Raw genomic sequence first — 18,283 nt, 5'->3', positions numbered from 1 at the left:
TCGGCATGCACGTCGGTATCCGGATCGTCCTCGACGCGCCGGTGGCCGCCGTGCGCGACGCCCTGCTGTCCCCGTCCGTGATGGTCGCGGTGACGAAACCGTTCCTGGTGTACCGCTCGCGCAGCCCCGAGGGGTTCCCCGAGCGGTGGGAACCGGGACACCCGCACCCGATCACCGCGAGTGCGTTCGGGCTCGTGCCGAGCGGCGACACGCACGTCGATCTCGACCTGTACGAGATCGACGGAGTCCCCGTGCAGCGCGACAACGGGGGCGGGACGAGCGGGCTGTTCGGCCGGATGACGATGCGCCACCGGATGGCCGTCGTCCCGGCTCCCGGCGACCGGACGCTGCTGATCGACCGCCTCAGCTACCGGATGCGGCCGTGGCCGCTCGGCGCACTGCTGTGGCCGGGGATGTGGGTCATCTGGCAGTGGCGGGCGTACCGGATGCGTGCGCTCGCACCCACCTGGCGGACGGATGCCGACTGACGCAGGGCGAGTCGGGCCTCCCGTCCGCCGCGGAGCGGGCGTAGCCTCGACCACGTGAGCCAGACGCGCCCCCAGGAGCCGACGACCGACGACCGCGTGCGGAGCACGCTCGCGACCGTGGACTGGCGGCGCATGACGTTCGACCTGTACCGCCGTGTCCGTGCGACGCCGGATCCGCAGACGGCGCACGCGCTGTGGCGGGAGACCCGCGACGCGATGTTCGCGGAGCACCCGGCGTCGCCGCTCCTGGACGACGATGCCCGGGACTTCGAGTCGCTGCCCGTGCCGGACTACGACCCCGCCTGGCGGTTCCAGGTCCGCATCGAGGCGACGGAGCCAGCCGAGTTCGACTACGAGACCGGCACCGACGGCACCGTGCACTTCGATCGTCTCGGCGTCGTGACGGTCCCGGGCGTCGGCACGCTCGACGTCTGGTCGCACGGCGGCTACGGGGGCGGGCTGTTCGTCCCGGTGAAGGACTCCAGCGCCGGCAAGGCCCGCGGCACGTACGGCGGCGGACGCTACCTGCTCGACACGATCAAGGGCTCGGACCTCGGCGGCGACGACGCGGACTCGCTCGTGCTGGACTTCAACTTCGCGTACAACCCGTCGTGCGCGTACGACCCGGCGTGGGCGTGCCCGCTCGCGCCTCCCGGCAACACCGTGCCGGTGCCGATCCCGGTCGGCGAGCAGTACGACTTCTAGGGTGGAACGCATGACAGGTCTGGTCGCACTCGACGCCGGCGGACGCGTGCCGCCCTTCGAGCAGGTCCGCTCGCAGATCGCGGCGCAGATCGGTGCGGGGTACCTCGTCGACGGCGAACGACTGCCGAGCGTGCGCGGCCTGGCCGACGAGCTCGGGCTGGCGGCCGGGACGGTCGCGAAGGCCTACCAGCTGCTCGAGGAAGCCGGACTCGTGCACACCGCGCGTGGCGCCGGGACACGGGTGGTGCGGCCGGCCGAGGTGCCGGACGCGGTCGCGGACGCCGCACGTGCCCTGGCGGCCGCTGCCCGCGCTGCCGGGCTCTCCGCCGACCAGGCGGCCACCGCGCTCAAGGACGCCTGGCCCGCGTAGCCCCGGAGGCTCCGGGCGGACCTGGCGCTTCCGGGCGCTCAGCAGCGCTTGTAGACGTACGCGTCGTCCTTCGGGGTGACCAGGTCGCGGTCCCGCAGGATCGTCATGGCCGGGCGGCTCTTCAGCTTGCAGACCGAGCCCCACGAGCGCTCGAGGGTGTCCGAGTACTCCACGTCGATGACCCGCCCGCCGTAGACCTTCGTGTACGCCGCGCACTCCCGGTACTGCACGCACTCCTCGGCGACGACGAAGTCGAACCCGGTCTGCTTCTGCCCCGACGCCCCGAGCTGCGGCGTGTTCTTCTGCCCGACGGCCAGGCCGTGCCGGTGTCCGGCGGCCACCAGCGACTTCGCGAGCGCCAGGTTGCCGGCACGGGTCAGCAGCTTCCCGCTGCGGGTCCACGAGTCGAGGTTGTCGAACTCGACCGCGTCGAACCCGCGGTCGCCGCAGCGGGCGACGGTCTTCGCGATCACCTTCGTGATGAGCGCGCGCTTCGCCGCCGTCCGGGTGTCGAGCAGCATCTCGTCCGGCCACCCCGGGTCGGACACCGGCTTGCCGGCCCGGTCACGCAGGATCGCCGACGGGTACGACTTCGTCCACGTGCGAGCCGCCTCGGGCTGTGTCTGGAACCCGTTGACGTAGCAGATGTCGTACGTGCCCTTCGCGGGCTTCGCGGTGCTGTCCCGTTCGACGATCGTCACGCCGGACGGCGGTGTGTAGGAGCCGCCGAGCTGGTAGTCGGGGCGCCCCGAGGTCGGCAGGTTGCGGTAGCTCGCCGCAGCGCTGGTCGGAGCAGCCTCGGCGCAGCCGGCCGTGCCGAGGACGGCCACCAGGGCCATCGCGGTGGTGATCAGGACGGTTCGCGTACGCACCCCGGAATCCTCGCATGCGCACGTCGAACTGCCCGGTCCTGGGTTCTGCGGGGTGCACGCGCTATGCTGGTGGTACTCGAGACGCCGATCGTCTCGTGCGTCGTACGGACGCCCCGAACTCCCGACCACGTTCCACTGATCCTCTGGTCGATGATCGAGCACCTCCCGAAGGTGCCCAGGCTTCTCTGCTGCGGCGACTGCGCCAGCCACCTCTGTTGGCGCGCATCCCGCCCGCGCGCTGCCTCAGAGCGCGCCCACAGCCGGTCTCATCCGGCTCGAAAGGTCACCATGACCACCAATGACCTCCGTTTCTCCGACCTCGGCGTCCCCGCGCCGATGGTCGCCGTCCTCGCCGACCAGGGCAAGGAGACCGCGTTCCCGATCCAGGAGGACACGCTCCCCGACTCCCTGCAGGGCAAGGACGTCCTCGGCCGCGGCCGCACCGGCTCCGGCAAGACGATCGCGTTCGCGATCCCGCTCGTCGCCCGTCTCGCAGCCAGCGGCCGCAAGCGCCGCGCCGGCCGCCCCCGCGCCCTGGTGCTCGCCCCGACGCGTGAGCTCGCGACCCAGATCGACGTCGCCCTCGCCCCGCTCGCCAAGGCCATGGGCCTGAACACGACCACCATCTTCGGTGGCGTCGGTCAGGGCCGTCAGGTCGACGCCCTGCGCGGCGGCGTGGACGTCGTCGTCGCCTGCCCGGGCCGGCTCGCCGACCTCATGCAGCAGGGCCACGTGAACCTCGGCGACATCGAGGTGACCGTCCTCGACGAGGCCGACCACATGGCCGACATGGGCTTCCTGCCCGGTGTCACCAAGATCATGCAGGCGACCCCCGAGAACGGACAGCGACTGCTGTTCTCGGCCACGCTCGACAACGGCGTGGACAAGCTCGTCAAGAAGTTCCTGCACAACCCGGTGATGCACTCCGTCGACGAGGCAAACAGCCCCGTCGAGGCGATGACCCACCACCTGTTCGAGGTCGCCGACGCCGACGCGAAGAAGCACCTCGTGAGCACCCTCGCCTCGGGCAACGGTCGCCGCATCCTCTTCATGCGCACGAAGCACCACGCCAAGCGCCTCGCCAAGCAGCTCAGCAGCCAGGGGATCCCGGCCGTCGACCTGCAGGGCAACCTGTCGCAGGGCGCTCGTGAGCGGAACCTCGCGAAGTTCTCGTCCGGCGAGGCCCTCGTCCTCGTCGCCACCGACGTCGCCGCCCGCGGTGTGCACGTCGACAACGTCGAGCTCGTCGTGCACGTCGACCCGCCCACCGAGCACAAGGCGTACCTGCACCGCTCGGGCCGTACCGCCCGTGCCGGTTCGTCGGGTGACGTCGTCACGGTGACGATGCCCGCCGAGCGTCGCGACGTCGCGCAGATGATGCGCGCCGCCGCGATCAAGGTCACCCCGCAGCAGGTCACCGCGACGTCGCCGGCGGTCACCACGCTCGTCGGCGAGGTCGCCCCGATCCGCCACGTCGCCGAGGAACCCGCGCAGCAGCAGCGTCAGCCCAAGCAGCGTTCCGCCGATTCCGCCGGTGACCGCGGTCGCCGTGGTCGCGGCGGTCGTCCGGGAGGCGCGGGTCAGCCCGCGCGCTCCGGCTCGGCTTCCGAGTCCGCCGGTTCGGCCGGGGGCCGTCAGGGCCGTCCGGCTCGTGGCGCACGGTCCGAGGGCGCCGGTCGCTCCGCTGCGGCGGGTGCGGGCTCGACGGGCGGTCGCCGCAGCGGCGGCAGCCGTCGCGCCGGCAGCGACACCGTGCGCGGTGGGTCGTCGGCGGTCTGGTCCTCGGACGGCGGCTACGCCGCGGGCCGTGGAGCCGGCCAGGAGTCGGGCGGGGGCCGTCGTGGCTCCTCGCGCCGCGCCTCCCGTCCGGCCGGCGCTGCAGACCGCCACTGACCTGCCCGACCCGGCCACGCTGACCCGCGGGGGACAACCTTGAGGTCGGCTGCGAGCCCACCACCGCGACGGGCGTAGTTTCTCCTGCACCGGACGCCGCGCAAGCGGCTGACGGGGAAACGTCCGCTGTTGGAAGGAGTGCCTATGGCTGGGATCGAAGACATCAAGAACGCCGCTGAGAAGGCGGCAGGCAAGGTCAAGGAGGCCGTCGGGAACGCGACGGACAACGACCACCTCAAGGCTGAGGGCAAGACCGATCAGGTCAAGGCCGACACCAAGCAGGCGGGTACGAACGTCAAGGACGCCGCTTCCGGCGTCGCCGACAGCCTCAAGAACGACCGCGACACCAAGTAACAAGCCGGTCCAGTACCGTGCTGCGAAGCCCCCGGATCCGATCGGATCCGGGGGCTTCGTCGTGTCCGGGTGCTGCCTGTTCGAGGACCGGGCCGGTCGTCACATGAGCGCGCCGACCGAGGCGAGGCCCGCGCGCAGCAGGGCACCGCGGCCACCCTCCATGTCGTCGGCGACGCCGTCGGACGCGGCTTCCATCGGGGTCATCCAGGTGAGCTCGAGGGCGTCCTGCCGGGGCTCGCACGTGCCGGTCACCGGGACGACGTAGGCCAGCGAGATCGCGTGCTGCCGCTCGTCGGTGTAGACGGATGCGCCGGGCAGCGGGAAGTACTCGGCCACCGTGAACGGCGTCGGGCTCGACGGCAGCTGCGGGAACGCCATCGGGCCGAGGTCCTTCTCGAGGTGGCGGAAGAGCGCCGTGCGGATGGACTCACCGAACATCACACGACCGGACACCAGGGTGCGCACGATCGAACCGCTCGGGGCCACGCGCAGGAGCACCCCGACCTCGGTCACGACGCCGAGCCCGTCGGTGCGGACGGGGATCGCCTCGACGTAGCAGATGGGGAGTCGACGACGCGCGTTGGCGAGTTCCTCGTCGGACAGCCAGCCGGAGTCGGGGTCGGGGGTTTGCAACGAGGCCATGCACCGTGTCTACCAGGGACGGCGTCGAGTTCGGCGGAAGGCGCGGGACTTGGGGATGGTTAGCGTTGTCCACATGATCGATGCAGACCTGGTGCAGTGGACGCGTCCCGCGGGGGAACGCGCGGGGACCCCGCTGCTCGTGACCATGCACGGCGTGGGGTCGAACGAGCACGACCTGCTCGGACTCGCCCCCGCACTGCCGGCAGCCTGGACGATGGCGTCGCTGCGGGCACCGATGCCGTGGGGGCAGGGGTTCAGCTGGTACCCGCTCGGCACACCCGGTTCCCCTGCACTCGAGCCCGTCGACGCCGCGGCCGCCGGGGTGCTCGCGTGGATCGACTCCGTCGCCGCCGACCACCCGCGGATCGGCCTGCTCGGGTTCTCGCAGGGCGGGTCGATGGCGCTCCAGCTGCTGCGGGCACGGCCGGCTGCGTTCGCGTTCGCGGTGTCGCTCTCCGGGTTCGTCGTGCCGGGGGTGACGGACTCGCGTGACGAGGCCCTCGCCGACGTCCGACCGCGGGTGTTCCTCGGGCACGGCGACCTCGACCCGGTGATCCCGGCCGAGGCCACCGCGCGCACGCAGGCGTGGGCGGCGGCGAACACCACCGTGACGGACCGGACGTACGAAGGGCTGCGGCACGCGGTGTCTGCAGCGGAACTGGCGGACGTCGCGGCGTTCATCGGGGCGTAGGCGCGGGACGCGCTTGGTGAGCAGAAATGGTCGGGTCCGACGTGCGGACTCGACCATTTCTGCTCACGATGCGCGGGGGTCAGCCCCGGCGACGACGGACGGGAGGCACGGTGCGGGCTGGCACCGTGCCTCCCGTCCGGTTCGTCGGTCAGTCGGCGAGGATCTGCAGCAGGTCCTTGCGGAGCTGGTCGACCTTGGCGGTGGCGGCCTTGGCCTGGTCCTCCGTCGCGGTCGTGCGGTACATCTGCAGGACGCCCATGGTCTTCCGGAGCGCCTCGAAGAACTCGCGCTGGGCGTCCGGGATCCCGGGCGCCGCGTCGAGTGCCGCCGCGATCTCGTCGGCCTTCGACTCGGCCTCGGCCTTGCCGGCGTCGGTGAGCTCGAAGAGCGTCTTGCGGCCGTCGCCCGACGAGACCACGAGGTCTTCGTCGACGAGTTGCTGGAGTGTCGGGTAGACCGAGCCGGGGCTCGGCTTCCACGCGCCGCCGGTGCGCTCGGCGATGGTCTTGATCGCGGCGTAGCCGTTCTGCGGTCCCTCGGCCAGCAGGCCGAGGATCGCGAGACGGACGTCACCGCGGCGGCGGCGTTCGCGACCGAAGCCGGGTCCGCCGAAGCCGCCGAAGCCGGGCCCGAAGCCCATGCCCGGCCCGAAGCCCGGGCCGAAGCCACGGCCGCCTCGACCGCCGTGCTCGTGGTCACCGCGGTCGCGGCCGGGGAACCCGGCGCCGTGGTGCTGCCGCGCGCCGCCGAACCGGGGGCCGCGCGGGTGGTGGTTGCTGTCGTTGTCGTCGTGCATGGGGCGCATGGTGCGTCCTTCCTTGGTGCTGAGTCGGCTCGCGATCGGTCTGACTGGTTTCATCTTCGTCGTATCGCGATGTGTTTACGATAGATCGCTAACTGTCGTTCTGTCAAGGGGTACTCCGCACTGGGCCTGCTGTCGGTGGTGCCGGGCAGGATGGGCGGACCATGACGGACGTCTTCGAGCGCTTCTCCCCCGCGACCGCGGAGTGGTTCCGGGGCGCGTTCGACGCCCCGACCCCGGCACAGGCGGGCGCCTGGGACGCCATCTCGACGGGACAGCACGCACTCGTCATCGCACCGACCGGTTCCGGCAAGACCCTGGCCTCGTTCCTGTGGTCGATCGACCGGCTCATCAGCGCGACGGATCGCCCACCGGCCAAGCAGCGCACGCGCGTCCTGTACGTCTCACCCCTCAAGGCCCTCGGCGTCGACGTCGAGCGGAACCTGCGCAGCCCGCTCGTCGGGATCACGCAGACGGCCCGGCGGCTCGGCACCGAACCACCAGAGGTCACCGTCGGGGTGCGCAGCGGTGACACCCCGTCCTCGGACCGGCAGAAGCTGCTCCGCCAGCCGCCGGACATCCTCATCACGACGCCCGAGTCGCTGTACCTCATGCTCACCTCGCAGGCACGCGAGACCCTGGTCAACGTCGACACCGTCATCGTGGACGAGGTGCACGCCGTCGCCTCGACCAAGCGCGGGGCACACCTGGCCGTCTCGCTCGAGCGCCTCGACGACCTGCTCGACAAGCCCGTGCAACGCATCGGGCTGTCCGCAACGGTCCGACCGCCGGAAGAGGTCGCGCGGTTCCTCGGGGGTCGGGCGCCGGTGACGATCATCGCCCCGCCCGCGCAGAAGACCTTCGACCTGCGGGTCGTCGTGCCGGTCGACGACATGGCCGAGCTCGGTGCTCCGCCGGTCGGTGCGGACGCGTCCGACGCGCCCTCGAACGGCTCGATCTGGCCGCACGTCGAAGAGCGCGTGGTCGACCTCGTCGAGGAGCACCGGTCGACGATCGTGTTCGCGAACTCGCGGCGACTGGCCGAGCGACTCACCGCGCGGCTCAACGAGATCCACGAAGAGCGCGTCCTCGCCGCGGCGGCTCCGGCCGAGGTCGCAGACGCGTTGGTCCCGGCGGGGGTCTCGCCGGCCGACGACGGGCTGCCGGTGGCGCGGGGTCGCCCGCAGTCACCCGCGCGGACCTCGGCACACGCGGTCGCACCCCAGGGCACGAAGCGACCGCCGGCGCAGATGATCGGCGCGTCCGGGCAGACCGGTGGCGGCGGCTCGGACACTGCAGTGCCCGTGCTCGCCCGAGCCCACCACGGCTCGGTGTCGAAGGACCAGCGCGCGATCATCGAGGACGACCTGAAGTCCGGTCGGCTGCGGTGCGTGGTCGCGACGAGTTCGCTCGAACTCGGGATCGACATGGGCGAGGTCGACCTCGTCGTCCAGGTCGAGGCGCCGCCATCGGTCGCGAGCGGCCTGCAGCGCGTCGGCCGTGCCGGGCACCAGGTGGGCGAGATCTCCCGCGGGGTGCTGTTCCCGAAGCACCGCGCCGACCTCGTCAACAGTGCGGTCACGGTGGAGCGGATGGTCACGGGCCAGATCGAGTCGATCTCGGTTCCGGCGAACCCCCTCGACGTCCTGGCGCAGCACACGGTCGCGGCCGGGGCGATCGACACCGTCGACGTCGAGCACTGGTTCGACCTGGTCCGACGCAGCGCCCCGTTCAGCGGCCTGCCCCGCTCGGCGTTCGATGCCACGCTCGACCTGGTGACCGGACGGTACCCGAGCGACGAGTTCGCCGAACTCCGCCCGCGGCTGGTGTGGGACCGCGTGCACGGCACCCTGACCGGACGCCCCGGCGCCCAGCGCCTCGCGGTGACGAGCGGCGGCACGATCCCGGACCGCGGCATGTTCGGCGTGTTCATGGTCGGCGAGAAGGCGTCGCGCGTCGGCGAGCTGGACGAGGAGATGGTCTACGAGTCGCGCGTCGGCGACGTCTTCGCCCTCGGCGCGACGAGCTGGCGCATCGAGGAGATCACCCACGACCGGGTCATCGTGAGCCCGGCCTTCGGACAGCCCGGCCGGGTGCCGTTCTGGAAGGGCGACGGCATCGGCCGCCCCGCCGAACTCGGTCGTGCGACCGGGGCGTTCGTGCGCGAGGTCGAGGGCTCCTCGGACGACGACGCCCGGGCCCGGGTCGCCGCCGGTGGCCTCGACGAGCGCGCCGTCACGAACCTGCTGACCTTCCTGCGCGACCAGCGCGCGGCCACCGGCCACGTGCCGAACGACACCACGCTCGTGGTCGAGCGCTTCCGCGACGAACTCGGCGACTGGCGGCTCATCCTGCACTCGCCGTACGGCATGCAGGTGCACGCACCGTGGGCCCTGGCGGTCGCGGCGCGGCTGCGCGAACGGCACGGCATCGACGGCGACGCGATGGCCGCCGACGACGGCATCGTGGTGCGCATCCCCGAGACCGACGCCGAACCGCCGGGTGCTGACCTGTTCGTGTTCGAGCGCGACGACCTCGAAGCGCTCGTCACCGACGAGGTCGGCGGGTCAGCGCTGTTCGCCGCGCGGTTCCGCGAGTGTGCGGCACGCGCCCTGCTGCTGCCCCGACGGAACCCCGGGCAGCGGTCCCCCCTGTGGCAGCAGCGGCAGCGGGCGTCGCAGCTGCTCGAGGTGGCCAGGAAGTACCCGTCGTTCCCGATCGTGCTCGAGACCGTGCGCGAGGTGCTGCAGGACGTGTACGACGTGCCCGCACTGCTCGGGATCGCCGACGAGATCGCCGGTCGTCGCATCCGCCTGGTCGAGACCGAGACCGAGACCCCGTCGCCCTTCGCCCGCTCGATCCTGTTCGGGTACGTGGCCGCGTTCATGTACGAGGGCGACTCCCCGCTCGCCGAGCGTCGGGCAGCGGCGCTGTCGCTCGACTCGACGCTGCTCGGCGAACTGCTCGGTCGGGCCGAACTGCGGGAGCTGCTCGACCCGGCGGTCATCGCCTCGGTGGAGCAGGACCTGCAGCGGCTGTCACCGGACCGTCGCGCCCGCGACGCCGAGGGGCTCGTCGACGTGCTGCGGCTGGTCGGGGCGCTCGACCTGTCCGAGGCCGTCGACCGCAGCTGGCTCGCCGGCGCTCCGGACCGCGGGGCGGCCGACGCCGAGGTCCAGGGGATCCTCACCGCCCTCGAACGGGACCGCCGCGTCCTGTCGTTCTCGCACGCCGGAGCCACCCGCTGGGCCGTCATCGAGGACGCCTCACGCCTGCGTGACGCGCTCGGGGTCCCGCTGCCGATCGGTGTACCGACCGCGTTCGTCGAACCCGTCGCCGACCCACTCGGCGACCTGGTCGGCCGGTACGCCCGGTCGCACGGGCCGTTCTCCGCACAGGAAGCCGCCGGCCGTCTCGGCCTCGGGATCGCCGTGGTGCAGGACACCCTGCGCCGCCTGGTGGCCGACCGTCGGGTGGTCGAGGGCGAGTTCCGGCCGGATCGTCAGGGCGCCGAGTGGTGCGACGCCGAGGTCCTGCGGCGGATCCGCACGAAGTCCCTCGCCGCGCTCCGGCACGAGGTCGAGCCGGTGTCCCCCGACACCCTGGCGCGGTTCCTGCCGGCCTGGCAGCACGTGCAGACCCCGGGCACCCGCGGCGGCCTGCGCGGGGTCGACGGCGTCCTGCAGGTGATCGACCAGCTCGCCGGGGTCGCGCTGCCCGCGAGCGCCTGGGAGACCTTGGTGCTGCCCGCGCGGGTGACCGACTACTCCACGAACATGCTCGACGAGCTCACCGCCACCGGAGAGGTCCTGTGGTCGGGCGGCGGGACCCTGCCCGGCAACGACGGGTGGGTGCGCCTGCACCTGGCCGAGACGGCGTCGACGACGCTCGCCGAGCCCTCCGGCGACGAGACCACCGAGCTGCAACGCGACGTGCTCGGTGCCCTGGCCGGCGGTGGTGCGTACTTCTTCCGCCAGCTCGGGCAGGCGGTCGGCAGCACGGACGACCAGGCCCTGACGACGGCGTTGTGGGACCTCGTCTGGGCCGGACAGATCACGAACGACACGTTCGCGCCGCTCCGCTCGATGCTCGGTGGCAAGGCGAAGAGCAGCAGTGCCCCGCGGGCCCGTGCGTACCGCGGGCGCCGACGTCCGACGATGCCGACGCAGTCCGGTCCGCCGTCCGTCGGCGGCCGCTGGTCCCTCCTCCCGCTGGCCGAGTCGGACTCGACCCTGCGGGCCGCCGCGACCGCCGAACAGCTGCTCGAGCGGTACGGGGTCGTCACGCGCGGCGCCGTGCAGGTCGAGGGCGTCCGGGGTGGCTTCGCCGGCGTGTACCGGGTCCTGTCGCGGTTCGAGGAGTCCGGGCGTGCGCGCCGCGGGTACTTCATCGAGGGCCTCGGCGCCGCACAGTTCGCCACCGGGCCGACGATCGACCGGCTCCGCACCTACGCACGCGACCTCGACGACGACGAGCGCGTCGACCCGGACCGGAAGCGCGAGGCGCTGACCCTGGCGGCGACCGACCCCGCGAACCCGTACGGTGCGTCGCTGCCCTGGCCGTCCGAGGACCGGGCCGCCGGTGACGCGGACGACACGACCACCGACGCCGCGGGATCGGCATCACCGGCGGCCTCGACACCTGCCACCACCGGCACCCGCGGCCACCGGCCCGGGCGCAAGGCCGGAGCGCTCGTCACCACCGTCGACGGCCGGCTCGCGGTGTACGTCGAGCGCGGCGGCAAGTCGGTGCTGACCTTCACGGACGACCCCGCCGACCTCGCCGTCGCGGCCGCATCGATCGCGGGCATCGTGCGGACGGGCCTGCGGAAGCTCGCGGTCGAACGCGTCGACGGCGAGTTCGTCCTCGGGACCCCGCTCGGCTCCGCGCTGGGCGAAGCCGGCTTCACCGCCACCCCGCAGGGACTCCGGCTCCGTGCCTGAGGGCGACACCGTCTACCGGGCGGCGCACCGGCTGCACACGGCGCTCGCGGGCAAGGTCCTGACCCGCAGCGACTTCCGGGTGCCCGCATTCGCGACCGTCGACCTGGTCGGTCGTACCGTCGACGAGGTCGTGCCCCGCGGCAAGCACCTGCTGCACCGGATCGGGGACCTGACCGTGCACTCGCACCTCAAGATGGAGGGGCGGTGGGACGTCTACGCCCCCGGTGAGCGCTGGCGACGTCCGGCGCACCAGGCACGCGCGATCCTCGACGCCGAGGACGTCTCGACCGTCGGGTTCACGCTCGGGGTGCTCGAGGTGGTCCCCCGCGACCAGGAGTCCGAGGTCGTCGGACACCTCGGCCCGGACCTGCTCGGCCCCGACTGGGACGCCGACATGGCGCTCGAGAACCTGACGCGGGACCCTGCGCGTCCGGTGGGCCTGGCCCTGCTCGACCAGCGGGTGCTCGCCGGCCTCGGCAACGTCTACCGCAACGAGCTCTGCTTCCTGCGCGGGGTGCTGCCGACCCGACCGGTGGCCGAGGTGCACGACCCCGCTCGGACGATCGCCCTGGCCAGCCGGCTCATCCTGGCGAACCGGGACCGCAGCCACCGGGTGACGACCGGCGTCGACCGCCCAGGGCGTCGGTTCTGGGTCTACGGACGCGCGGGCAAGCCGTGCCTGCGGTGCGGCACCCGGATCCGGCGAGGGGACCTCGGCGACTCGGAGCTCACCCTGCGGGACACCTACTGGTGCCCACGCTGCCAGAGCTGAGCCGCAGGCGCGGGCTCAGGCACAGGACCGGCTCGCATCACGGGGAGACGGGATGCAGCCGCTCGGCCGCGGTCGACCGCACGGCGTCGCTCACCCGCTCGAGCAACGGCGACGCCAGGTTCCACCGCTGCCACCACAGTGCGACGTCCGCGCGGCGCGTCGGCGTGAGCTCGAGCAGCTCGCCCCGTGCCAGGGCATCGAGGCACTGCGCCTCCGGCAGCATCCCCCACCCGAAGCCGAGCGAGACCGCCCGCGCGAAGTCGGCCGAGGTCGGGACGAAGTGGCGTGGACCGGCGGGCGCGTGGCCGAGCACGCGACGGAGGTAGCCCTGCTGCAGGTCGTCGTCGCGGTCGTAGTCGACGAGCGGCACCCGGTCGAGGCGACTCAGCATGCGTCGTTCGGTGTCGGCGTCAGCCAGGTAGCGGTCGACGAAGGCCGGCGACGCCACGGCCCGGTACCGATCGATGCCGAGCGGCACCGACGAGCAGCCCTGCACGGGATCCGCCTCGGCGGTCACGGCGCCCATCACCGTGCCGGCGCGCAGCAGTTCGGCGGTGCGGTCCTGGTCCTCGCGGTGCAGGTCGAAGACCACCTCGGTGTCGGCGCGGACGCGTGCGAGGGCGTCGAGGAACCACGTGCTGAGCGAGTCGGCGTTGACGGCGAGCGGGATCGACGGCATGGCGGACCCCGTTCCGCGGGCGTCGGTCTCGCCGAGTGCCCGAGCGGTCTCGTCGTCGAGCAACCGCACCTGGCGTGCGTGTCGGAGCACGACCGCACCGTCGGCGGTCGGCGCCACCGGGGTCGTCCGCTGCAGCAGGACCCGGCCGACCTGCTGCTCCATCGACTTGATCCGCTGGGAGACCGCCGACGGGGTGATCGCCAGCGCTCGGGCAGCCGCGTCGAGTGTGCCGTGGTCGACCGCTGCCAACAGGGTCTCGAGGTGCTCACGCTGGAACCGGACCATGCAGTGCAGCTTACGGCGCTGAAGGAACGTGAGCTGGCCTACAGGCCTGGCCGCGCCTAGCGTCGTCGACGTGACCGCACTCCTCCCCCTGCTCGCCGGCCTCGGCACCGGACTCGCCCTGATCGTCGCGATCGGCGTGCAGAACACCTACCTGCTCCGGTTGGCGGTCAGCTCGGGCCTGCGCGTGGTCGCGGCGGCGGTCGTCGTGTGCGCGGTGTCGGACGCCGTGCTCATCGTCGCGGGGGTGCTCGGCGTCGGGGCCGTCGTCGACCGGTTCCCCGTGGCGCTCCTGGTGGTCCGGTTCGTCGGGGCCGCGTTCCTGGTGACCTACGGCGTGCTCGCCGCGCGACGGGCACTGCGGCCGTCGAGCGACGCCATGCGCGTGGCCGACGAGGCGGCGGACGACGGCGTGCCGGAGCCGGCCGCGGGCAGTGGACCCGCCCGGCCCGGGACGGTGGCGGCGGGGCGGACACGCTCCGCGCCTCCCGGCCAGGCGGTGACCATGCGCACGGCGGTGGCGACCATGCTCGTCTTCACGTGGGCGAACCCGCACGTGTACCTGGACACGCTGGTGTTCCTCGGGTCCGTCGCGAACCAGCAGGGCCCGGACGACCGCTGGCTCTGGACCGTCGGGGCCGTCGCGGCGAGCTGCCTGTGGTTCGGTGCGCTCGGGTTCGGCGGGCGACTGCTCCGGCCCCTGTTCGCGAAGCCGCTGACGTGGCGGGTGTTCGACGGTCTGGTCGCCGCCGTGATGCTGACGTTCGGCGTCCTGCTGGTCGTCGGCGCGTAGGAGGCGCAGGGCCCCTACTGCATGCCCTTGCCGACGCGGCTGTTGCGGCGGCTGTAGCCGAAGTAGATCGCGAAGCCGATGACGAGCCAGACGACGAAGCGCAGCCAGGTCTCGACCTCGAGGTTCAGCATCAGCCAGAAGCACAGCACGGCCGACAGGATCGGGATCACCGGGGACCACGGCACCCGGAAGGCACGGGGGGCGTCCGGGCGCGACTTGCGGAGCACGATGATGCCGATCGACACCAGCACGAAGGCCGACAGGGTGCCGATGTTGATCATGCCCTCGAGCTTGTCGACCGCGGTGAAACCGGCGAGCAGCGCGACGACGACCCCCGCGACGACCTGCACACGGACCGGCGTCTGCGTCTTCGGGTTCGTCTTCGAGAACCAGCGCGGCAGCAGACCGTCGCGGCTCATCGCGAAGACGATGCGGGACAGGCCGAGCAGCAGCACCATCACGACGGTCGTCAGGCCGATCAGGGAGCCGATGGCGATGATGCCGGCGGCCCACGGCAGTCCGACGATGTCGAACGCGGACGCCAGGGAGGGCGCGTCCTCCTGGGCCAGACGCTGGTACGAGACCATGCCGGTGATGACGATGCTGACGCCGACGTACAGCAGTGTCACGATGCCCAGGCCGATGAAGATGCCGCGCGGCAGCGTCTTCTGCGGGTTCTCGGTCTCCTCGGCGCTGGTCGCGACGACGTCGAAGCCGATGAACGCGAAGAACACGAGCGATGCCGCAGCGAGCAGCCCGAAGACGCCGTACTGGGCAGGCTCGGCACCGGTGAACCAGGACACGAGCGACTGGGTCCAGACGCTGCCCTCGGCACCCTTGGCCGGCTCGGCCGGCGGGATGAAGGGGGTGAAGTTCGCGGCCTTGACGAAGAACGCACCGGCGACGATGACGAACACGACGATGGCGACCTTGATGATCGTGATGACCGCCGAGACCCGCGACGACAAGCGGGTGCCGAAGGCGAGCAGCACGGTGAAGATGCCGACGATCAGGACGGGACCCCAGGTGAACGGGATCGGGCCGAGCTGGATCGTGTCGGGCAGGTCCACGCCGAACACCCCGAACGCGGTGCTGAGGTAGATGCCCCAGTACTTCGCGATGACGGCGCTGGCGGTGAGGGTCTCGAGGATGAGGTCCCAGCCGACGATCCAGGCGAGCAGCTCGCCCATCGTGGCGTAGGTGAACGTGTACGCGGAGCCGGCGACGGGGATCGTCGAGGCGAACTCGGCGTAGCACATGATCGCCAGGCCGCACGTGACGGCGGCGAGCACGAACGAGATGATGACGCCCGGTCCGGCGAAGTTCGCGGCGGCGTTCGCTCCGACCGAGAAGATGCCGGCACCGACCGCGACGGCGATGCCCATCGCGGCGATGTCGAACGTCTTCAGGGAGCGTTTCAGGGACCGGCCCTGCTCCTCGGAGTCGGCCAGTGAGGCCTCGATCGACTTGATGCGGAGCTTCGTTGCCATGGGGTGGATCCCGTCATCGGCTGGGCGGCGGACCCCGCGAGATTACTGGTGTACCACCCCGGCACGCAAACAGCGGGGACGCGTGGCGTCCGTCCGGCGCATCGTGGCCAGCGACCGGGAGGCCCGGCTCGGCTCAGGCGGATCGGCGCCAGTCACGCAGGAACCGCGCTCCGGCCTCGTCGTGGATCACCCCGTCGGGTGCGGTGAGCACGGGGTACGGCGTCGTCGGCACGCCGTCCGAGGGACGGACGTCGACGTGGGCGACGTCGTGGCCGTTCGCGTGCAGCCAGTCGGCCATCGCGTAGTCGCTGCGGGAGTCGCCCATCGTGCGCCAGGCCGTCGGCAGGTCGCCGTCCCGCGCGAGGAGCTCGAGCGACCGCGCGGCCCCCATGTCCTTGCCGCTCCGGTCGGACTCGACGTCGGTCGAGATGATCGTCGGGTCGATCCGCCACTGCACGGCGCCGTCGGCGTCCGGTCGGACGTCGTCGAGACGCCGCACTCCGAGTCCGCGACGTTCGAGGGCCGCCATCGCCTTCGCGTCGAACTCCGGCTGACGGGCCAGGTACGTGGCGTTCGGCACTTCCACCCGCTGCTCGATCGACACCATGGCGCGCTTCGTCTCGTCGAAGAACACCAGGTCGGCGTAGTCGGTGCGGACGAGCTCGCGCATCTCGTCGGCGTAGTCGCGCGGGAGCGCCAGGTCCTCGGCGACGGTGAGCTCGCCCATGCCGCCCTCGTACTGCGGGCCGATCGAGCACCAGACGGCGCCCTTCTCGCAGACGGCGTGCACGCGACCGCCCTCGGCGAGACCACCGGCCAGCAGCGGTCCGACCACCTCGCTCCGGATGAAGGCGTCGCTCCGGCCGGTGTTGAAGACGACGGGGATGCCCTCGGCGGCGAGGGCGACGAGGTCCTCGATGATGCTCGGGATCGCGATGGTGCGGGAGACGGGGCTGGCGATGGGCCCGTCGACGTCGAGCAGGAGACCGAGACGAGGTTGGTTCACGGCACCATCCTCTCAGCCCCGCGTGACCGTCCTCGCGGTGAACTCGTCGAGCACGGCACCGATCGCCACCGGGTCGGGCACGTGGCCCTGCCCGGGGACCTCGACGTAGTCCGAGCCCGGCACGGCCTCGACGACCGCGCGGGCCGCGTGCCGCATCCACTCGTGGCCGTCGCTGCCCGCGGCGACGAGCACCGGCACACCCACCGCTGCCGCGACCCGCTCCGGGATCGCGAGGCCGTTGAGCACCCGCACGTCGCGGCTGAGCACGTGGGCGTCGACGACCAGGGACCGCCAGAGCGCTCCCCGGAGCCGCAGCGCCGAGATCTGCCCCATCGGCACACCCAGGACGTGCGCGAGGAAGGCCCGGACCGCTTGGGATCGCCGGCCGGCGGCGACGTGCTCGTCGAGCAGGTCGGCGAAGACGACGTCGTCGGCGTGCGGGTCGACCGTCGCGCGGTACGGCGGCTCCCACAGCACGGCACCCCCGAGCGGGACACCGGCGGCGAGGCCACGCAGGACCACTCCCGCGCCGACGCAGAGCCCGAGCGCGGCAACGGGTCCGTCGGTGCTGGCCACGACGGCCGCGAGGTCCTCGACCTCGCGCTCGATCGCCCACGGGGTCGTGTCGCCGCTCGCGCCGCGCCCACGCCGGTCGTACGTGATGACCCGGTACCGGTCCCGCAGTCCACCGGTCAGGCGCTCGACCGTGGGGGTGCCGTGGTGGTCGAAGGCGCCGCCGACCACGACGAGCGCCGGACCGGCCCCGGCGTCGGACACGGCGAGGACCGTGCCGTCGGCGGAGACGACCGTGCGGTCGACGTGCTGGTCCATTGGGGCCTTCCGAGAGGGTACGACGGCGCTGCGTCGGGTCCTCGGGAGGGACCGGGCGGGTCGGTCCTCTGAGCATGACAGCGGAGCGCTCCCACGTCACCACCCGCAACCAGGGGGAGACGACCGATCCGACTGCGATCAGCGCTTGCGGTAGATCTCCCTCCGGTGCCCGGCACGGACGACGACCACGATGAGTCGGCCGTCGTCGATCAGGTAGAGGAGCCGGTAGTCGCCGACACGGACCCTCCACTCCGGGTTGTTCACCAGTTTGCGCGCCGCAGGGGGTCGTGGTTCCTCGGCGAGGATCGCGAGGACGCCCTCGACGAGTCGTCGAGCCTGCGGCGGGAGCTTCCGGATGGACCGGGCAGCGTTCGGCTCGAACTCGACTCGGTAGGTCATCCCATACCGAGCTCACGTTTGAGGTCTTCCCACTGCACGTTCTCGCCGCCCAGGCGCTCGTTCTCGATCCGGGCATCCTCGAGCGCCTGCAGGTCGTCGAGGTCCTCGGCCGCCTCGAGCAGGCGGTCCAGGACATCCGCGTCCACCACTGCCGCGACGCGCTTGTTGCGCCGGGTCAGGTAGACGGGTTCGTGCCGGGCGTCGTCGATGATCGACGCCAGGCGGCCACGTGCTTCGGAGATCGACACTTCGCTCACCTGTACATTCTAGA

The 18,283-nt window shown here is 72.2% G+C and carries 18 protein-coding genes; 9 read left to right on the top strand and 9 right to left on the bottom strand.

Features of this window, described 5'->3' with window-relative positions; all coding sequences use genetic code 11:
• Positions 1 to 5: 5 nt before the first annotated feature.
• The 3 genes from EDF63_RS04870 (at position 6) to EDF63_RS04860 (ending at position 1,563) form a co-directional block, all read left to right on the top strand.
• Positions 6 to 488, top strand: a complete 483-nt coding sequence (locus EDF63_RS04870; RefSeq protein ID WP_123311672.1) for a hypothetical protein — start codon at positions 6 to 8, stop codon at positions 486 to 488.
• 132 nt (positions 489 to 620) lie between these two features.
• Entirely contained in the window at positions 621 to 1,193 is a 573-nt protein-coding gene (locus EDF63_RS04865) for a DUF1684 domain-containing protein (protein ID WP_123312217.1), read from the top strand.
• A 10-nt stretch (positions 1,194 to 1,203) separates the two neighbouring features.
• Positions 1,204 to 1,563 carry a GntR family transcriptional regulator gene (locus tag EDF63_RS04860; RefSeq protein WP_228511368.1) on the top strand — a complete coding sequence of 120 codons (360 nt, stop codon included), beginning with the start codon at positions 1,204 to 1,206 and terminating at the stop codon, positions 1,561 to 1,563.
• Positions 1,564 to 1,601: 38 nt separating this feature from the next.
• On the opposite strand, the gene EDF63_RS04855 is transcribed toward EDF63_RS04860, so the two are convergent.
• The gene (locus tag EDF63_RS04855; protein ID WP_123311668.1) at positions 1,602 to 2,435 is read right to left on the bottom strand and encodes an endo alpha-1,4 polygalactosaminidase; all 834 of its coding nucleotides are present in this window, start codon (positions 2,433 to 2,435) and stop codon (positions 1,602 to 1,604) included.
• 288 nt (positions 2,436 to 2,723) lie between these two features.
• On the opposite strand from EDF63_RS04855, the gene EDF63_RS04850 reads away from it, so the two are divergent.
• A complete protein-coding gene (locus tag EDF63_RS04850; RefSeq protein ID WP_123311666.1) occupies positions 2,724 to 4,328 on the top strand; it encodes a DEAD/DEAH box helicase in 1,605 nt (534 codons plus the stop codon).
• A gap of 144 nt (positions 4,329 to 4,472) precedes the next feature.
• Positions 4,473 to 4,682 (top strand): CsbD family protein, encoded by a 210-nt coding sequence (locus tag EDF63_RS04845; RefSeq protein ID WP_123311664.1) that lies wholly within the window; start codon positions 4,473 to 4,475, stop codon positions 4,680 to 4,682.
• A gap of 99 nt (positions 4,683 to 4,781) precedes the next feature.
• Here EDF63_RS04845 and EDF63_RS04840 read toward each other — a convergent pair whose 3' ends face one another.
• The gene (locus EDF63_RS04840) at positions 4,782 to 5,324 is read right to left on the bottom strand and encodes an NUDIX hydrolase family protein (RefSeq protein WP_111083509.1); all 543 of its coding nucleotides are present in this window, start codon (positions 5,322 to 5,324) and stop codon (positions 4,782 to 4,784) included.
• A 73-nt stretch (positions 5,325 to 5,397) separates the two neighbouring features.
• Between EDF63_RS04840 and EDF63_RS04835 the strand changes: the two genes are divergently transcribed.
• The gene (locus tag EDF63_RS04835) at positions 5,398 to 6,015 is read left to right on the top strand and encodes an alpha/beta hydrolase (RefSeq protein ID WP_123311662.1); all 618 of its coding nucleotides are present in this window, start codon (positions 5,398 to 5,400) and stop codon (positions 6,013 to 6,015) included.
• A 148-nt stretch (positions 6,016 to 6,163) separates the two neighbouring features.
• Here EDF63_RS04835 and EDF63_RS04830 read toward each other — a convergent pair whose 3' ends face one another.
• On the bottom strand, positions 6,164 to 6,820 hold the full coding sequence (locus EDF63_RS04830; RefSeq protein WP_123311660.1) for a PadR family transcriptional regulator: 657 nt from the start codon (positions 6,818 to 6,820) through the stop codon (positions 6,164 to 6,166).
• Positions 6,821 to 6,981: 161 nt separating this feature from the next.
• Here EDF63_RS04830 and EDF63_RS04825 point away from each other — a divergent pair, with 161 nt between their 5' ends.
• Both EDF63_RS04825 and EDF63_RS04820 read left to right on the top strand, forming a co-directional pair.
• Positions 6,982 to 11,760, top strand: coding sequence for a DEAD/DEAH box helicase (locus EDF63_RS04825; protein ID WP_123311658.1), 4,779 nt, complete (start codon positions 6,982 to 6,984; stop codon positions 11,758 to 11,760).
• Positions 11,753 to 12,532 (top strand): Fpg/Nei family DNA glycosylase, encoded by a 780-nt coding sequence (locus EDF63_RS04820; protein WP_123311656.1) that lies wholly within the window; start codon positions 11,753 to 11,755, stop codon positions 12,530 to 12,532. Before EDF63_RS04825 ends, EDF63_RS04820 begins: the two co-directional genes overlap by 8 nt.
• A gap of 37 nt (positions 12,533 to 12,569) precedes the next feature.
• Here EDF63_RS04820 and EDF63_RS04815 read toward each other — a convergent pair whose 3' ends face one another.
• Positions 12,570 to 13,496, bottom strand: coding sequence for a LysR family transcriptional regulator ArgP (locus EDF63_RS04815; RefSeq protein ID WP_123311654.1), 927 nt, complete (start codon positions 13,494 to 13,496; stop codon positions 12,570 to 12,572).
• 70 nt (positions 13,497 to 13,566) lie between these two features.
• On the opposite strand from EDF63_RS04815, the gene EDF63_RS04810 reads away from it, so the two are divergent.
• Positions 13,567 to 14,286, top strand: a complete 720-nt coding sequence (locus EDF63_RS04810; RefSeq protein WP_123311652.1) for a LysE/ArgO family amino acid transporter — start codon at positions 13,567 to 13,569, stop codon at positions 14,284 to 14,286.
• Between the two features lie 14 nt (positions 14,287 to 14,300).
• Here the strand turns inward: EDF63_RS04810 and EDF63_RS04805 are convergent, their stop codons facing one another.
• The 5 genes from EDF63_RS04805 to EDF63_RS04785 form a co-directional block, all read right to left on the bottom strand.
• A complete protein-coding gene (locus EDF63_RS04805; protein WP_123311650.1) occupies positions 14,301 to 15,776 on the bottom strand; it encodes an amino acid permease in 1,476 nt (491 codons plus the stop codon).
• Between the two features lie 133 nt (positions 15,777 to 15,909).
• Entirely contained in the window at positions 15,910 to 16,782 is an 873-nt protein-coding gene (locus tag EDF63_RS04800) for a hypothetical protein (RefSeq protein WP_123311648.1), read from the bottom strand.
• Between the two features lie 12 nt (positions 16,783 to 16,794).
• Positions 16,795 to 17,613 (bottom strand): alpha/beta fold hydrolase, encoded by an 819-nt coding sequence (locus tag EDF63_RS04795; RefSeq protein ID WP_123311646.1) that lies wholly within the window; start codon positions 17,611 to 17,613, stop codon positions 16,795 to 16,797.
• A 138-nt stretch (positions 17,614 to 17,751) separates the two neighbouring features.
• Positions 17,752 to 18,012 (bottom strand): type II toxin-antitoxin system RelE/ParE family toxin, encoded by a 261-nt coding sequence (locus EDF63_RS04790; protein WP_123311644.1) that lies wholly within the window; start codon positions 18,010 to 18,012, stop codon positions 17,752 to 17,754.
• On the bottom strand, positions 18,009 to 18,269 hold the full coding sequence (locus tag EDF63_RS04785) for a type II toxin-antitoxin system Phd/YefM family antitoxin (protein WP_123311642.1): 261 nt from the start codon (positions 18,267 to 18,269) through the stop codon (positions 18,009 to 18,011). Before EDF63_RS04785 ends, EDF63_RS04790 begins: the two co-directional genes overlap by 4 nt.
• Positions 18,270 to 18,283 lie beyond the last annotated feature (14 nt).

Source organism: Curtobacterium sp. JUb34, assembly GCF_003755065.1.
Taxonomy (GTDB): domain Bacteria; phylum Actinomycetota; class Actinomycetes; order Actinomycetales; family Microbacteriaceae; genus Curtobacterium.
This window is presented reverse-complemented; position numbering and strand designations above follow the sequence as displayed.

What these genes read in the sequence shown, in the direction of transcription:
- EDF63_RS04845 (WP_123311664.1), top strand. Translation starts at nt 4,473, where the DNA reads ATGGCTGGGATCGAAGACATCAAGAACGCCGCTGAGAAGGCGGCAGGC.
- EDF63_RS04805 (WP_123311650.1), bottom strand. Translation starts at nt 15,776, where the DNA reads ATGGCAACGAAGCTCCGCATCAAGTCGATCGAGGCCTCACTGGCCGAC.
- EDF63_RS04840 (WP_111083509.1), bottom strand. Translation starts at nt 5,324, where the DNA reads ATGGCCTCGTTGCAAACCCCCGACCCCGACTCCGGCTGGCTGTCCGAC.
- EDF63_RS04790 (WP_123311644.1), bottom strand. Translation starts at nt 18,012, where the DNA reads ATGACCTACCGAGTCGAGTTCGAGCCGAACGCTGCCCGGTCCATCCGG.
- EDF63_RS04830 (WP_123311660.1), bottom strand. Translation starts at nt 6,820, where the DNA reads ATGCGCCCCATGCACGACGACAACGACAGCAACCACCACCCGCGCGGC.
- EDF63_RS04825 (WP_123311658.1), top strand. Translation starts at nt 6,982, where the DNA reads ATGACGGACGTCTTCGAGCGCTTCTCCCCCGCGACCGCGGAGTGGTTC.
- EDF63_RS04850 (WP_123311666.1), top strand. Translation starts at nt 2,724, where the DNA reads ATGACCACCAATGACCTCCGTTTCTCCGACCTCGGCGTCCCCGCGCCG.
- EDF63_RS04795 (WP_123311646.1), bottom strand. Translation starts at nt 17,613, where the DNA reads ATGGACCAGCACGTCGACCGCACGGTCGTCTCCGCCGACGGCACGGTC.
- EDF63_RS04835 (WP_123311662.1), top strand. Translation starts at nt 5,398, where the DNA reads ATGATCGATGCAGACCTGGTGCAGTGGACGCGTCCCGCGGGGGAACGC.
- EDF63_RS04865 (WP_123312217.1), top strand. Translation starts at nt 621, where the DNA reads ATGACGTTCGACCTGTACCGCCGTGTCCGTGCGACGCCGGATCCGCAG.
- EDF63_RS04860 (WP_228511368.1), top strand. Translation starts at nt 1,204, where the DNA reads ATGACAGGTCTGGTCGCACTCGACGCCGGCGGACGCGTGCCGCCCTTC.
- EDF63_RS04870 (WP_123311672.1), top strand. Translation starts at nt 6, where the DNA reads ATGCACGTCGGTATCCGGATCGTCCTCGACGCGCCGGTGGCCGCCGTG.
- EDF63_RS04815 (WP_123311654.1), bottom strand. Translation starts at nt 13,496, where the DNA reads ATGGTCCGGTTCCAGCGTGAGCACCTCGAGACCCTGTTGGCAGCGGTC.